This window comes from Acidobacteriota bacterium (assembly GCA_022340665.1).
In the GTDB taxonomy this organism is placed as follows: Bacteria; Acidobacteriota; Thermoanaerobaculia; order Thermoanaerobaculales; family Sulfomarinibacteraceae; genus Sulfomarinibacter.
This window is the reverse complement of record JAJDNM010000068.1, coordinates 1-13614: the sequence shown is the minus strand read 5'-3', so window position 1 is coordinate 13614 and position 13614 is coordinate 1. Positions and strand designations below refer to the sequence as shown.

At 62.5% G+C, this 13614-nt stretch carries 12 protein-coding genes and 2 tRNA genes; 8 read left to right on the top strand and 6 right to left on the bottom strand.

Annotated features, from left to right (window positions below; all coding sequences use genetic code 11):
* From LJE93_08690 to LJE93_08680, 3 genes are all read right to left on the bottom strand, one after another.
* A partial coding sequence (locus LJE93_08690) for an alpha/beta fold hydrolase (GenBank protein ID MCG6948971.1) occupies positions 1-389 on the bottom strand: 389 nt, incomplete at its 3' end.
* Positions 390-402: 13 nt separating this feature from the next.
* A complete protein-coding gene (locus tag LJE93_08685) occupies positions 403-2787 on the bottom strand; it encodes a sulfatase-like hydrolase/transferase (protein ID MCG6948970.1) in 2385 nt (794 codons plus the stop codon).
* Between the two features lie 122 nt (positions 2788-2909).
* A complete protein-coding gene (locus LJE93_08680) occupies positions 2910-3557 on the bottom strand; it encodes a TetR/AcrR family transcriptional regulator (GenBank protein MCG6948969.1) in 648 nt (215 codons plus the stop codon).
* 257 nt (positions 3558-3814) lie between these two features.
* Between LJE93_08680 and LJE93_08675 the strand changes: the two genes are divergently transcribed.
* From LJE93_08675 to LJE93_08655, 5 genes are all read left to right on the top strand, one after another.
* On the top strand, positions 3815-6625 hold the full coding sequence (locus tag LJE93_08675; GenBank protein ID MCG6948968.1) for a TonB-dependent receptor: 2811 nt from the start codon (positions 3815-3817) through the stop codon (positions 6623-6625).
* Positions 6626-7071: 446 nt separating this feature from the next.
* The gene (locus tag LJE93_08670) at positions 7072-8157 is read left to right on the top strand and encodes an SMP-30/gluconolactonase/LRE family protein (protein ID MCG6948967.1); all 1086 of its coding nucleotides are present in this window, start codon (positions 7072-7074) and stop codon (positions 8155-8157) included.
* A gap of 69 nt (positions 8158-8226) precedes the next feature.
* Positions 8227-9033 carry an SDR family oxidoreductase gene (locus LJE93_08665; protein MCG6948966.1) on the top strand — a complete coding sequence of 269 codons (807 nt, stop codon included), beginning with the start codon at positions 8227-8229 and terminating at the stop codon, positions 9031-9033.
* A gap of 78 nt (positions 9034-9111) precedes the next feature.
* A complete protein-coding gene (locus LJE93_08660) occupies positions 9112-10086 on the top strand; it encodes a transposase (GenBank protein MCG6948965.1) in 975 nt (324 codons plus the stop codon).
* Positions 10087-10161: 75 nt separating this feature from the next.
* On the top strand, positions 10162-10368 hold the full coding sequence (locus tag LJE93_08655) for a hypothetical protein (GenBank protein MCG6948964.1): 207 nt from the start codon (positions 10162-10164) through the stop codon (positions 10366-10368).
* 440 nt (positions 10369-10808) lie between these two features.
* Here LJE93_08655 and LJE93_08650 read toward each other — a convergent pair.
* A tRNA-Ala gene (locus LJE93_08650) sits at positions 10809-10884 on the bottom strand.
* Between the two features lie 243 nt (positions 10885-11127).
* Between LJE93_08650 and LJE93_08645 the strand changes: the two genes are divergently transcribed.
* From LJE93_08645 to LJE93_08635, 3 genes are all read left to right on the top strand, one after another.
* Positions 11128-11226 (top strand) — tRNA-Sec (locus tag LJE93_08645).
* A gap of 61 nt (positions 11227-11287) precedes the next feature.
* On the top strand, positions 11288-12046 hold the full coding sequence (locus tag LJE93_08640) for a DUF4388 domain-containing protein (protein MCG6948963.1): 759 nt from the start codon (positions 11288-11290) through the stop codon (positions 12044-12046).
* Between the two features lie 2 nt (positions 12047-12048).
* On the top strand, positions 12049-12330 hold the full coding sequence (locus tag LJE93_08635; protein ID MCG6948962.1) for a zinc ribbon domain-containing protein: 282 nt from the start codon (positions 12049-12051) through the stop codon (positions 12328-12330).
* Positions 12331-12499: 169 nt separating this feature from the next.
* Here the strand turns inward: LJE93_08635 and LJE93_08630 are convergent, their stop codons facing one another.
* Both LJE93_08630 and LJE93_08625 read right to left on the bottom strand, forming a co-directional pair.
* Positions 12500-13039, bottom strand: a complete 540-nt coding sequence (locus LJE93_08630) for a DUF192 domain-containing protein (GenBank protein ID MCG6948961.1) — start codon at positions 13037-13039, stop codon at positions 12500-12502.
* A 26-nt stretch (positions 13040-13065) separates the two neighbouring features.
* The coding region (locus LJE93_08625; protein ID MCG6948960.1) for a sigma 54-interacting transcriptional regulator at positions 13066-13614 on the bottom strand (549 nt) is incomplete at its 5' end.

The window sequence follows — 13614 nt, the reverse complement described above, 5'->3', positions numbered from 1 at the left end:
CCGCCCATCGAGAGGCCCACGACGTGCGCCTTTTCGACGCCGAGGGCATCGAGCAGGCCGACGGCGTCTTCCACCAGATCCGTCAGCAGGTAGGGCGCCTCGACGGCCTCGCCGCGCTGCATGGCCTCGAGCATTTCGCCGATCTGCGGCCGGCCCCCCTTGGTGTATCGCGTCGACTGGCCGACGTCCCGGTTGTCGAACCGGATGACGCGAAAACCCCTCCCGGCAAGCAGGGAGCAGAACTCGTCCTTCCAATCGATCATCTGGGCGCCGAGGCCCATGACCAGGAGGATTGCCGGTTTGTCCGGCGTGCCGAAGGTATCGTAAACCAGCTCAACGCCGTTGGCGTTGATGCGGGCGGGTTCGGAGTGAATGACGGTTTCGGACACGAATTCCCCCTCCTCAGTTCTGTTGCGACTGGATCTGGCGCCCGACGGCCACCGCCTGCTGGGCTTCGGCGGGACGGCCGGTTCGGTTGAGGATGTCGGCGAGCACGTAGTACCCGAGCGGTCCTTCCTCGTGCTCGGGGTCGAGCTCGATCCCTTCTCTGACGAGAACCTCGGCTCGCACGAGACTGCCGCCCGTGTCCATGAGCAGCTTGGCGAGGTAGTACCGGCCCTGGACGAATTCCGGGTAGGACTCGATCGACCCTTCCCACAGCTGGCGGGCCTGATCGACATCGCCCGTCGAGGCCAAAAGCTTGCCGAGGTTGAACTGTGCCTTGTAGAAGGTGGGAGCGAGCTCGAGCGCCCGCTCGTACTCCGCGACAGCCGGACCGAGGTCCCCTCTCTCCTCGTAGAGCACCCCGAGATTGAAATGAGGCAGGGCGTACCCCTCATCTTCGGCGATAGCCCGCTGGAACAGGGGCATCGCTTCGTCGTCGCGACCCTGCTCGACGCGCACCTCGCCGAGGGCGTTAGTGAAGTATGGTGACGCATCGCCTTGTGCAGCAGCTTCCTCGAGCACCGCTGCGGCGTCGTCAAAGCGCCCGAGCTCGACATAGATGTCGGAGATGGCGAGCGACGCCCGAGCATCTCCGCCTGTGAGATCCAGAATGCGCTGGAACCCGACCACCGCCTCGTCGTACCTCTCGAGTGCCGCATAGGCCGAGGCCAGGCCGTAGAGTGATCGCTCGTGGTTGGGGTTCAGCTCGAGAGCCCGCCGGAAATGACGGATCGCGTCGTCGGGATGGTGCTGTGAGCTCGAGATCTGTCCCATCATCTGGTGTGCATCGAGGATCGCGTCGTCCTCTGCCAGGACCTGACCGAGCACGCTCTCAGCCGTTTCAAGCTCATCGCTCGCCATCATGCTCTGGGCGGCCATGATCATCTGGTGGAGCTGGAGGCGGTCCTTGGGATCGGCGCGCTCACGTTCTTCCTCATCCTCCACGTCGACCCCGCCCTGGCCCGCCACGTAGCCGAGTGCCTGCAGCTGTGCGAGCGTCGCTTCGTCGAGCTCCGGTCGAGCTTCGTCAGGCTGATCGTGGATCTCGATGTGGTGCCGGAGTTCTCCGAGTGCGACCTCCATTTCGTCCGATCGAAGGGACTCCCGCTCGTAGAGGTTTTGATCCTCGCTCGGATCGTCCTCGAGATTGAAGAGCTCCGGGCGAGGGGCGTCGATCAACTTGAACCGGTCCGCGCGGAGGGCCCGAAGGGGCGCCCACCCGTAGTGAAGCAGCGGATACAGAGATTCCGAGTACACCGGTCGGTCCCACGTCACATCCTCGCCGGCGATCAAAGGCGCCAGACTACGCCCCTGGACGTCGTCGGGTAGGGGCTGGCCCACAAGGTCGAGGATGGTCGGCACGAGGTCGACGTGGCTCACCGGCCGATCCACGACCCGGCCTGCGCCGAACCTCGAGGGAGGCTTGATGATCAGAGCAACGTGAATCGTCGAGTCGTACACGAAGAAGCCGTGGAACTCCTCACCGTGGTCGCCGAGCCCCTCGCCGTGATCGCTGGTGACGATGACCAGCGAGTCGTCAAGAAGATCCCGTTCGTCGAGGGCGCGCCGGAACTCGCCGACGAGTGAGTCCGTGTAGGCCACCTCGCCGTCGTACGGTCGGCCCGGATAACGTGAATTGAATGGCTCCGGCGGCGTGTACGGCTCGTGGGGGTCATAGAGGTGGAGCCAGAGGAAGAACGGCCGGTCGGCGGGCTGTTGGTCGAGCCAGGTCACGGCGGCGGCCACGGTTTCCGCACCGTCGCGCTGAACCGAGCTCATGTTGGCGGTTTCCATCTCCTGCAAATCGAAGTCGTCGACGTACTCGTCGAACCCGCGTCCGATCCCCCACTTGCCGTCGAGAACGAAAGCGCTCACGAACCCGCCGGTGGCCCAACCGCCGTTCCCGAGCAGCTCGGCGAGCGTCGGGTAGCGATCATCGAGAACGTAGCCTACGTTCTCGCGGACCCCGTGGCCGGGCGGGTAGAGGCCGGTCATGATCGACGCGTGCGCCGGCAGGGTGAAGGGCACCGTGCTCGCCGCGTTGGTGAAGCGGACGCCTTCCGCGGCGAACGCGTCGATGTTCGGCGTGTCCACGAGGTCCGAGCCGTAGCACGAAATCCGGTCTGACCGGAGGGTGTCGAGGGTGATCAGGATGACGTTGAGGGCTACCGGAGCTCTTTCCAGTGTCGGGGATAGAGCCGGGGTGACGGTTGTCTCCACGGTATTCGGAGCCACTGACCTGGCGCCCGGCGGGGAGCGGAGAACGAGGTAGGCGCTCGCGATCACCACCGCGACGCTGACGGCAATGACTACCCAACGGCGGTTGCGACCTTCTGATGTCATGGGTTTGGAGTTGTCTCCGCTCATCATCCGCACTGGCACGACAGTCTAGCATTCAGTGTTCGTCTGCCGCTGACCAAACATCGTGCCGCTGAGGCGGCCGTCGCTGATCGCCGGGCGCGGTGCTAGCTGCCATCCGGCAGTACTGCGTGCATGGCGAGATTGGTGATCTCGTTCGCCATCTCACTTGCCGACAACCGCCCGGTTTGTCGATACCACTTGGGGAGCCAGAGGACCATGCCGGCCAGGGTGTGGGTGGCGGCCGTGATGTCGACGTCGCGGAGCTTGCCGGCCGCCGCGAGGCGTTCCAGCCGTTCGCGGATGCGGCCGAGGAACGCGCGCTTGCGCTCTGCTATCTGCTCCTGGTCCGCCGGCAGCAGCGACTTCATCTCCTCGACCGCGAGGTTTGCGTAGGCGGCGTCGTCACGGCGGGTGATGATCACGGCGTAGGTGTAGATCAGACGGCGCAGCGCGTCCTCGTCGGTGCTGCAATCGGCGAGCTGCTTTTCGAACTCGACCTCGAGGATCTCGTGGCCGTAGTTGATGATGGCGGCCAGCAGGTCCTGCTTGCTGCTGAAGTGGTAGTACAGCCCGGCCTTGCTGATCCCGTTGGCCTCCGCGATGTCGACAAGCGAGGTGATCTCGAACCCCTTTTCCAGAAACAGATGGGCCGATCGGCGCATGATCTCGATGCGCCGGCTCGGACGCCGGCGGATTTGGGGCGCATGCGCATTCGTCGCGACTTTTTGTCGAATTTCGGATTCCCCAGCCATTCGCCATCCTACCTTGTTCGACGTCCCTTGACTAATCGTGACATCCGATGTAAGTAACTATATAAGTGTACCGGTCGGTCGGTCAAGTTATGACGCGTCGAGGGACGGAGAGGAGGCCGAGGTTGGGACAAACGGCATGCGATGGCGAGTCCGTTTGTCGCGAGTTCGGTACGCATGGTCGGTCGCGAGAGGTCGTCTCACGATCAACGGGAGGAACACCTAGTGCCCACCGAGGGAGGGCAGGGAGGAGGTTCGAGATGAAAGTGCGAGTTCGATGGCTGGTGATCGCCGTGTTTGTGCTGTCAAGTGTCAACGGGTTCGCCCAGATCACCGGCTCCATCCAGGGTGAGGTGACCGATCACGAGGGACAGGCGCTGCCGGGCGTGACGGTGAAACTCACCGGAGACCCGATCCCGGGAGCGGAGCGCGTTGCGGTGACCGACGCTCAGGGGAATTTCAGATACAGCGCCCTGCCGGTCGGCCGCTATTCGCTTTCAGCCTCGATCGTGAGCTTCATACCTCAGGAGGTCGCAAACGTCAGGGTGTCGATCGACGGCGTTGCGTCGGTGACCTTCCGCATGCAGCCGGAGACCTTCGCCGGGGAGATCGCCGTGACCGGCGAGACCCCCCTGGTGGACGCCGTGAGCACCAGCGTGACCACCAACTATGACGCCGAGTTCGTCGAGGCCCTTCCGACGCGCAACAACTTCTACGACATCATCTCGGTGGCGCCGGCGATGAGTCAGCCCGACGAGGGAAGCCCCTACTTCTCGGGCTACGGCGGCAACGCGACGTCCGAGCAGTGGAACATCGACGGTCTCAACCTCGCCTCTCCCGAGGGAGGCTGGCTGGGCTGGAACATCAACCCCGACATCGTGATGGAGACTTCCCTCAAGGGCTTTGGGGCCGGGGCGGAGTACGGCAGCACCCTGGGCAACGTGTACAACCTAGTCACCAAATCCGGGACCAACACCTTCCACGGTGCGGTCACGGCCTACCTGATGAACGACAGCCTGGTCGACCCGAATGTCGAGCTGGATCCCGAGGAACTTCATGACTACCGCCTGTGGGATCCGGCGGGCCATTACACCGTCGACGACTATTACGATACCCGCGCCACCCTGGGGGGGCCGATCATCCGCGACAAGCTGTGGTTCTTCGCCGCCGCTCAGTTCCAGAAGGTCAACATCGTGGGTCCCAGCAACGTCGCCGGACTCGACGGTACCGGCACGACCACCGACCGCTACGACCTCAAGGTCACGGCGCAGCCCGGCCAAAGCCATCGCCTCGATCTCAGGGGGCACACGGCGACCGATGACATCGTGCCCGCGCCGACCATGTACACGGACTTGGCGGCCGTGATGGTGACCGACATCGACACCACCATGCTCACGGGGGATTACACCTGGGTCATGACGGACCGGACCCTGCTCAACGTGCGGGCCGGGACCTGGAACCGTGACCAGAATTTCGATTCGCGAACCGGCAGTGACGAGGAGTTGCTGCAAGATGCCACCCACGAAGGCCCCGACCTTTGGCTCAACGGGACATGGTGGTTCCACGGCCGCAAGGAAGAGTACACCCAGGCCGACGCGGTGGTGACGCACTTTGCCGACGAGTTCTTCGCGGGGAGCCACGAGTTCAAGTTCGGCGTCCAGTACAACGAGGGCCTCGGCGAGAGGCGGTCGTTCCGTTCCAGCTTCAGGTGGAAGCAGCCGCCGAGCGCGGCATTCTATTGGTACGACTACTGGTCCTTCCGGTTCTTACTCGATCCGCCCATGGTCTACGGCGCGGAGACCACGACGAAGGCGGCGTTCGTGGAGGACTCGTGGCAGATCAGTGACCGGCTGACGATCGATGTCGGTGTGCGCTACGACGACCAGGAGGGTCGGATCCCGGACTTCCCAAAGCTCGAGTGGTGGACCGGCGACGAGACGGGCGAAACCATCCCGGGAGTGGACATGATTTCGTGGAAGAATTGGGCACCGCGCCTCGGCTTCGCCTGGAACCCCAAGGGGGACGGGAAAACCGTGCTTCGGGGTTTCGTTGGCCAGTACTTTGACGGAGCGGGCTCGGCCTCCTGGTACGCCCCGCCTCCCGAAAGGGGAGCCATGCAGGTGTGGTTCGTGTACCCGTGGCAGTACCTCGTTTCGTCAACGCCGTCCCCGAACCCTCAGGACCTGCTCGACCCCAATCTGAAGAACCCCTCCGCCTGGCAGTATGGGCTGTCCTTCGACCAGCAGCTCGGCAACGATTACGCCATCGGCGCCCAGCTCGTGTACAAGGACCAGAAAAACATGATCGGCTGGCAGATCGACGACGACGGTGTGTGCGAGCCGTTTTTTTGGGACGATCCATGGACCGAGGAAGTCGATCAGATCGAGCTGTGCGAGGTCCTCGTCGAGCCGACGCTGCGCAAGGGTAACGGGCCCGGGCCAGGCTCGCTGGCGGCGCCCGGCGCCAAGTACTACCTCGAGTACAAGGGTGCGATCCTGACCTTCAGGAAGCGCTACACCGACGGTTGGGACCTGATGGCCTCCTACACCTACTCCAAGACAAAGGGCATCAACCCCAGGCCCCACGATGACGGCGACCTGGGTCAGGGACTGCAGCCGTTCACTGCCGACACGGGCTCCGATCCCGTCGACTGGTACAACTCCGACCACCTGCTGAACGGGGACCGGACCCACATGTTCCGGGTCCAGTCCAACGTCGACATCGGCTGGGGTCTGCGGGTGAGCGGGGTGCTCAACATCCAGAGTGGTCGACCCTATCTGCGACTTGCGTTTATCAACGGGCCAGTGACCGGCCGGGCGATCACGCTCACGGCAGACAAAAGCGAGGATCTGCGTTTTCCGAGCCAGAAAATCCTCGACCTGGGCCTGCAGAAGACCTTTGGACTCGGTAGCAATGTGAATCTGGACATCGGCCTGCAGGTGCTCAACGTGCTCAACGAGGACGCCCCGGAGTACTGGGTGGATTGGATCCTCTTCCCCGGCGAGGACTACGAGGCCAGGGACTGGGTGAGTCCGAGAAGGTTGCAGCTCAAGGTCAAGCTCGCGTTTTGAGACATCCGGCGGAGGGGGGTGCGGTCGGCAGCCGCGCCCCCTCCCTCCGCCGCATGCCGTGTGACCGCTGGTGTGCGCAGACCTGGACGGGTCCGCCGCGCGGTCACGGTCATCATAATGTAACGTCGACCCCTGTTTGAGCGTTGTCATTCGAGAGTGCGGTCACCTACAGTTCTCTTTTCTTTCAACACTTCAGGGAAGAAGTGCTGACCCGACGTCCGTTCGGCGCAGCGGCCGTCTTACAGCCACGTGCTACGCGACTGGCAGGGGGGTCGCGCTCCCTCGCGCGCTCACCAGCCGCAGAAATGAGTTGGGAGGGACGAAACCCTTCGCATTGACCCATTGTTGCTTTCTCTCCCTCACCAAGCACGACCATGAGACATTTCAAAGTGTGGCACCCTCGGACAATGAGCTTTGAAGGAACCCGCGTGAAAGGACGGTCCCACATGAATGACGTTTTGATGCGCCTTTGTGCCGGAATATCAACGCTTGTTATCGCTGTCATCCTGATGGGAATTGGGCAGGTCGGCCTTGCAGCGTCACCAGCATCGCCCACCGAACTGAAATATTCGGGCGACTCGAAGAGCCTGGTCCCGCTCGTGGGGACGCACGGTGTACAGACCGTTGTTGCCGAAAAATGGCTCCAGGTCACCGAGGAAGCGGAGACTCCCGAAGGCCTGATCTTCGATCGCGACGGCAATCTCTTTCTGGTCCTGGTGGGCAACGGCAGCGTGCTGAAATCGGCTCCCCCGTACAAGGAGTTGACGACCGTTTATGGGCCGTCAAACAGCAGGTTCGCCACGGTCAAGATCCACAAAGATGGGAGGTTGTTTCTCTGCGATCTCGGTGAAAAGCAGGGATACCGGGGAGACGCCACGGGCCGGATCATCGCCATGCAGCCCGACGGATCCAACGTGGAAACCATTGTCGGCCCCGGCGCCTACACGCCCGACGACATGGTGTTCGACGCCAAGGGCGGCTTCTACTTCACGGACTTCAAGGACTACACGAGCGTCGAAAACACCGCGGATGGTGCTGTCTACCACGTGTCGCCAGACTTCAAGACGATCACGCCCGTCCTGAAGAACCTGGCCTCGCCAAACGGGATCGCTCTGAGCAAGGACGGGAAGACTCTCTGGGTCACGGAGACCTTCAACCAGCGCCTCCACCGACTCGCTCTCGAAGCCGAAGGGACTACCCTGAGCCTCTACGGACACATCATTCCGTATCGTTTCAATGGGTTTGGCGGACCCGATTCGGTGATGATTGATGACGACGACAACGTCTACGTCGCGTATTTCGGCGGAGGGAAAGTTTTGGTCTTCAACATGCTCGGCAACCTCATAGGCCAGGTGCTGATACCGGGGCGAGAGACCGGCTCCATGTTGGCTTCAACAACGATGGCCATCATCCCGGGGACCAAGGACCTGCTCATCGGCGCCGGGGATTTCGCCGGCCGGGGCGGCTGGATCTTCAAAGCGAAGACCTTCGCCACATCCTGGGACGGGGCCTATCAGTTTCAGAAACGATAGAGCGCACATGCACCGGCGCCACCCCGGTGGGTCGCGCGTATGATCGCCGGGGACGGGAGGTCCATTGAGATGAGTTCCGTGAACGACACACCGATCGATGTGGAAACTCTGTTCTCGATTCGCGGCAAGGTGGCGCTGGTGACCGGCGGCTCGCGCGGTATCGGCCTGATGATCGCCCGCGGCTTCGTCGAGGCGGGCGCCACCGTCTACATCAGCTCGCGGTCGGCCGAGGTCTGCGACGCGGTAGCCGCCGAGCTTTCGACCACGGGCCGTTGCATATCGCTGCCGCACGACCTCTCTACCCTCGAGGGCGTGGCCGGCCTGGTGCGAGATCTCGGCGAGCGCGAAGAGAAGCTGAACATCCTGGTCAACAACGCCGGCGCCGCCTGGGGCGAACCGTTCGAGACATTCCCGGAAAAGGGCTTCGACAAGGTCACCGACCTCAACCTCAAATCGCTGTTTTTCCTGACCCGGGACCTGGTGCCCAGGCTCGAAATGGCCGCGAGCCCAGAGGACCCTGCCAGGATCATCAACATCGGCTCGATCGACGGGCTGCGGGTGCCTTTCGTCCCCAACTACTCCTATGCCGCCGCCAAGGCGGCCGTGCACCACCTGACCCGAATGCTGGCGGTTCACCTCGGGGGACGGCGGATTACAGTCAACGCGATCGCGCCAGGTTTTTTCCCGAGCAAGATGACCAGGGGGCTGCTCGAGGAGCACCGCGAGGCATTCGAAAGTGCGTGCCCCCTGGGCCGGATCGGCGAACCGGCGGACATGGCCGGTGCCGCGGTGTTCCTCGCCTCACGGGCGGCGGCCTACATCAACGGCGCGGTCATCCCGGTCGACGGCGGGCACAGCCTCAAGACCGAGGCGTGACACGCGTCCACGTGTTAATGGTGCCAGGCTTTAGAACCTTAGAAAGTTGAGGTAGGCTGTTGTCGGAGGCATTCGGCAATGGCAAGACGGCCGAGAATCGTGGTCGAAGGCGGTCTGTACCACGTGTATAACCGGGTCTCGAGCGGAGAGCACATCTTTGCTGATCCAGAAGAGGCGATAGAGTTCGTCGAGATCGTTCGAGACATCAAGAAACGAGACGGCTGGACGGTTTTCGCTTGGTGTGTGATGTCCAACCATTTCCATGTGGTATTGCGAACATCCTCCGTTCCGCTGTGGCGTGGGATGCATGGGATCCAGAACCGATTCAGTCGCGGGTTCAATCGGCGGCACGGCCGAACAGGCAGCCTTTGGCAAGGGCGATACAAGACGAAGTACGTTGAGGATCAGAGCTACCTGGATCGCCTCGTTTTGTACGTTCATCTCAACCCCGTGAAGGGGGGTCTGGTGGGCGACCCGGAGGAGTACCCATTTGCGGGACACAGGGAGGTGAAACGGCGGTTCAGATCGCCGTTAGTGGACGTCGAAGACATGCTGCTGTGCTTCGGCGAGACACAAAAGGCGGCTCGGCAGAGCTACCTGCAGGCGATGAGAATCGGAGCCGACCCAGACGCTCCTGAGTTGAAATCTACGTGGCACCCTTTTGGGAGAACGAAAGATGCACCGCTCCGGGTGAACGCGGATGCAATCCATGTCGATCTCCAGGGCCGGACGACGGGTCTCGAGCGACCGGGCCTGGAGGCGAAGGAGTTCATCAGTCGCGTTTGCGAGCTCGCGGGGTTCGATCACGATCAGCTTGCTTCGAGGTCGAGAGACCGAGCTACCGCCAATGCCCGCAAGGTGGTCGCAACGCTTGGCGTCGAACGCTGGAGCCAGAAGAGGACCGCTCTGGCCGCCGTGTTGAACAAGAACCCGGATGTCGTGAGCTTCTGGGCGGGGGAAGGAGCGCGCCGACGACAGGAAGACCCGGACTACGCGGCGAAGCTCGATGAGCTCGATGAACACCTCTCGGCAGCTCTCACCCGTGACGGTTGAAGATGTAACTTTCTAAGGTTCTAAAGCCTGGCACCGATTATATGATGCGGCGGCGCATCACGCTGGCACCCGCACGTGCACGCGTTGGTTTCTCGCGACGGGTGGACGCGAGACGGGGAGTGGCTTCCGGTCGCCTACGTCGATGAGCACTCGGCGGAGCTGCTCTACCGGCACAAGGTGTTGCGGCTGCTGCAGGATGAAGGGCTGCTCAGCGAGGAACGGACCGAGCTACTCGCGCGCTGCGCGCGCGGTGACTCACGCGTCGCTAGCGGGTGGCCGTAGGCCGGCCGCCCCCCTCTCCGGTCGGGCCGCGCCCTCCCTGTGACCCCCTCGGCCACGGCCACGAACCGCTGCCGCCGGTGAGTTGCTGCTGTCGTGGCGACACACCGGGTTTTCGCTGCACAACCGGGTTCGGGTGGAGCCCGAGGATCAGCCGCCGGTGGCGCCGATCGGGATCGATCACACCGAAGGGATCGGTTGTGGCCCGAGCCAAAGGGGGTCGTAGGGGGTGGATGGTTGGCGTAGGGCCAACCCGATCATCTCGGTGGGACACCGGCGCCGAAGGCGACCAGTAACCGAAGGTGAGATCCCGATCGCAAGAGTGAAATGGCTTGCCCGGGCGTAGTTTTCGACTAGCTACTGGTGTGGAGGAGGTTGTCCGGCTTCGCCTTTGGCTACGCCGTGACAGGCTTCGTTTCCGACCAAGGGTCGAAAACGAAGCCTGGTGGAGCCGATCGGGATCGAACCGACGACCTCCTGAATGCCATTCAGGCGCTCTCCCAACTGAGCTACGGCCCCACAGGGACGGTCTTTGTAACAAACGGCGGGGGTGCATGTCAATCGACCTTCGGTCGGTCGCCCCCTGAAGATGAACCTGCGTGTGATGAAAAACGGAGCAGCACGGTGGCGGGCGGAGCATCGGGCGTCGAGCATCCAGCATCCAGCATCCAGCATCCAGCATCTAACATCTAGCATCCAGTATCTAGCATCTAACATCCAATATCTCCCAGGTGTGCGGGTGGTATAGAATTGCCTGTGCGAGGAAGCGCACGGGGCCTGGTGGCTTCCGCGGACTTCAAATCCGTTGGGTCGGCCTCAGTCGGGTCGGTCGGAGGGTTCGATTCCCTTGCGCTTCCGCCACCAGTTGCTGGTTGGCGGATGCGGATCAGGCTCGAAATTCCTGTTTAGAGGGTCGGGGTTGATGGCGAGCGAAGAATTCATCTTTCGCGGTGACCTCCAGAATACGCCGCTGGCGGAGATTCTGGCGACGGTGAATCGGCACGGAGTTCCCGGAGTCCTCGAGGTCGAGCGCGACGGAGTCGTCAAGCGCGTGTACCTCCTCGATGGCGACATCATCTTCGCAACCTCTACGGATCGGAGCGAATCCCTGGGTGATTACCTCCTCCGTGCGAAAGAGATCACCAAGGAGCAGTTGCGGGCCTCGAATCATGAGCTGGCCGGATCGCCCGGTGCTCGGCACGGGGAGATCCTGGTGAAAATGGGATTTCTCGAGCAGGAGAAGCTCGGAGCTTCGGTGCGAAAGCAAGTGCAGGAGATCCTCTGGAGCCTCTTCAACTGGAGTGAAGGCCGGGTCACTTTCCAGGTCGGGAGGGCCAAGGACGACGAGGTGTTCAAGATCAAAATCCCCACCGCCAGGGCGATCATTGCCGGCTGTCGGCGCATCGAGGATGCCAAAACGATCACCGCCAGGATGGGCGGCCGAGGTGCAATCCTCAAGAAGATTCCGCGGCCTGCACATCTCGAGAAATTCCGGCTGGAGGCCGACGAACGGCAGCTGCTCGATATGGTTGATGGCAAAAAGACGCTTTACGAGCTCTGTGAGTGCGGACCGGCGAGTGCGGGAGCGAACGCGCGTATCTTGTATGCCCTTGCCGAGCTGCAGATGTTGACCATCGATCCGTCGTCGAGCGGCAAGATCCTCATTCAGGTCCGGACATAGATATGCCTCTTTACGAGTACGAGTGTTTCGTGTGCGGGCACGGGTTCGAGCGAATCCGAAAGGTCGCCGACGCCGCATCTGTGACCTGTCCGGAATGTGGCGGCAAAGTGCGTCGCTTGCTCGGAGTGCCCGCTCTCCAGTTCAAGGGCAGCGGCTGGTACGTCACCGATTACGGAAAAGGGAACGGCGAACGGTCCACCGCCCTCGCGAAGGAGGAGGACGGTCCTCCGCCGAAGTCGGAAAGCACGCCCAAAAATGAAACTCCGCCCAAAAAGACAGGCTGACCCGGCCAGCGCTTTTCGGCAAACCTGGCCAGTCCGTCTCGCTTCGACGTGCGCGGTGCCACTCGTCGCATTGATTGCCCCGAAGGCGAGGTTCGTTCGATACGGATGAAATCAAACAATGCGACGGGTGGCACCTGTGTCGTCTTTCGCGCTTTGAAACTCGGGGGACTCACTCCACCGCAGGGGCTGGATATCCCGGCACTCGTTCGAACCGAAGCTTCGAACCGACCTCGATGCCATGCTCGGCGACACCTCCGGCGGCGATTTCGAGCACCGCTCGGGCTTGAATTTCGGGGGAAAATCGGGGGCACGGCTCGGCGCTGCACGGCCGAGCATCCTCGACCAGGGCCACCACCTCACCTGCATTGTCGAGAAAAATGATATCCAGAGGAACCAGGACGTTCATCATCCAGATGGTCGCCCTGCGCTCTTGTTGCCAGAGGAGCAGCATTCCCCGGTTGGCAGGAAGAGATGGGCGAAACATGAGACCGGTGGTAGTCTCCTCCGGACTCGTCGCGAGCTCCATCTCGACTTCAAATCCGTCGGGGAGGATGGTGATCGGCAACGGAACTGCTGTCGGCGTCGGCGGAGTGTCGATTTTCGGGTTCGGGTCGATTCCGGATTGACTGCAGGCTGCGATGATGAGCAGCGACGATGCCAGCCAGAACTTCGTGAACCGCTGGGTGCTCACTCGAGGTTCGAGGTACATGGGGTCTCCATCGCCAGATTTTCCGCTCAGTCGTCTCGCACCAGACCGAGCTTCTCCGCATGGTACCGGAACGCGCGATAGGACATTCGCAGGAGCTCCGACGCCTTCTTCTGATGTCCGTCTGTTCTTTCGAGCGCCTGGCGCATCAGAGACCTGCGAACGTTGTCCATGTACTCTTCAATATCGAGGCCCTCCTCCGGGAGTCCGGTCCGTTCCACGGCAGTGCGCTCCGGCGCGCCTCGGAGGTGCTCGGGAAGGCTGCCGGACGAGATCATCTCAGTCGGCTCGAGAGCGACCGTCCGTTCGATTACGTTTTCCAGCTCCCGTACGTTTCCCGGCCAGGTGTAGGCTTGCAGGACCCGCAGGGCGTCTGGTGTCAGTCTCTTCGGCGGCGTGCCAAAGGTCTCGCAGGTGCGTTCTACGAAGTGGCGTGAGAGTTCGGGAACGTCCTCGATCCGCTGGCGCAGCGGAGGCAGGTGCAGATGAAGAACGTTGAGGCGGTAGTAGAGATCCTCGCGATACTCGCCGTTCTTGACCGCCTGCTCCAGGTCCCGGTTGGTGGCCGCAAGCACCCG

What these genes read in the sequence shown, in the direction of transcription:
- LJE93_08635 (MCG6948962.1), top strand. Translation starts at nt 12,049, where the DNA reads ATGCCTCTTTACGAGTACGAGTGTTTCGTGTGCGGGCACGGGTTCGAG.
- LJE93_08665 (MCG6948966.1), top strand. Translation starts at nt 8,227, where the DNA reads ATGAGTTCCGTGAACGACACACCGATCGATGTGGAAACTCTGTTCTCG.
- LJE93_08630 (MCG6948961.1), bottom strand. Translation starts at nt 13,039, where the DNA reads ATGTACCTCGAACCTCGAGTGAGCACCCAGCGGTTCACGAAGTTCTGG.
- LJE93_08685 (MCG6948970.1), bottom strand. Translation starts at nt 2,787, where the DNA reads ATGACATCAGAAGGTCGCAACCGCCGTTGGGTAGTCATTGCCGTCAGC.
- LJE93_08680 (MCG6948969.1), bottom strand. Translation starts at nt 3,557, where the DNA reads ATGGCTGGGGAATCCGAAATTCGACAAAAAGTCGCGACGAATGCGCAT.
- LJE93_08640 (MCG6948963.1), top strand. Translation starts at nt 11,288, where the DNA reads ATGGCGAGCGAAGAATTCATCTTTCGCGGTGACCTCCAGAATACGCCG.
- LJE93_08670 (MCG6948967.1), top strand. Translation starts at nt 7,072, where the DNA reads ATGAATGACGTTTTGATGCGCCTTTGTGCCGGAATATCAACGCTTGTT.
- LJE93_08660 (MCG6948965.1), top strand. Translation starts at nt 9,112, where the DNA reads ATGGCAAGACGGCCGAGAATCGTGGTCGAAGGCGGTCTGTACCACGTG.
- LJE93_08675 (MCG6948968.1), top strand. Translation starts at nt 3,815, where the DNA reads ATGAAAGTGCGAGTTCGATGGCTGGTGATCGCCGTGTTTGTGCTGTCA.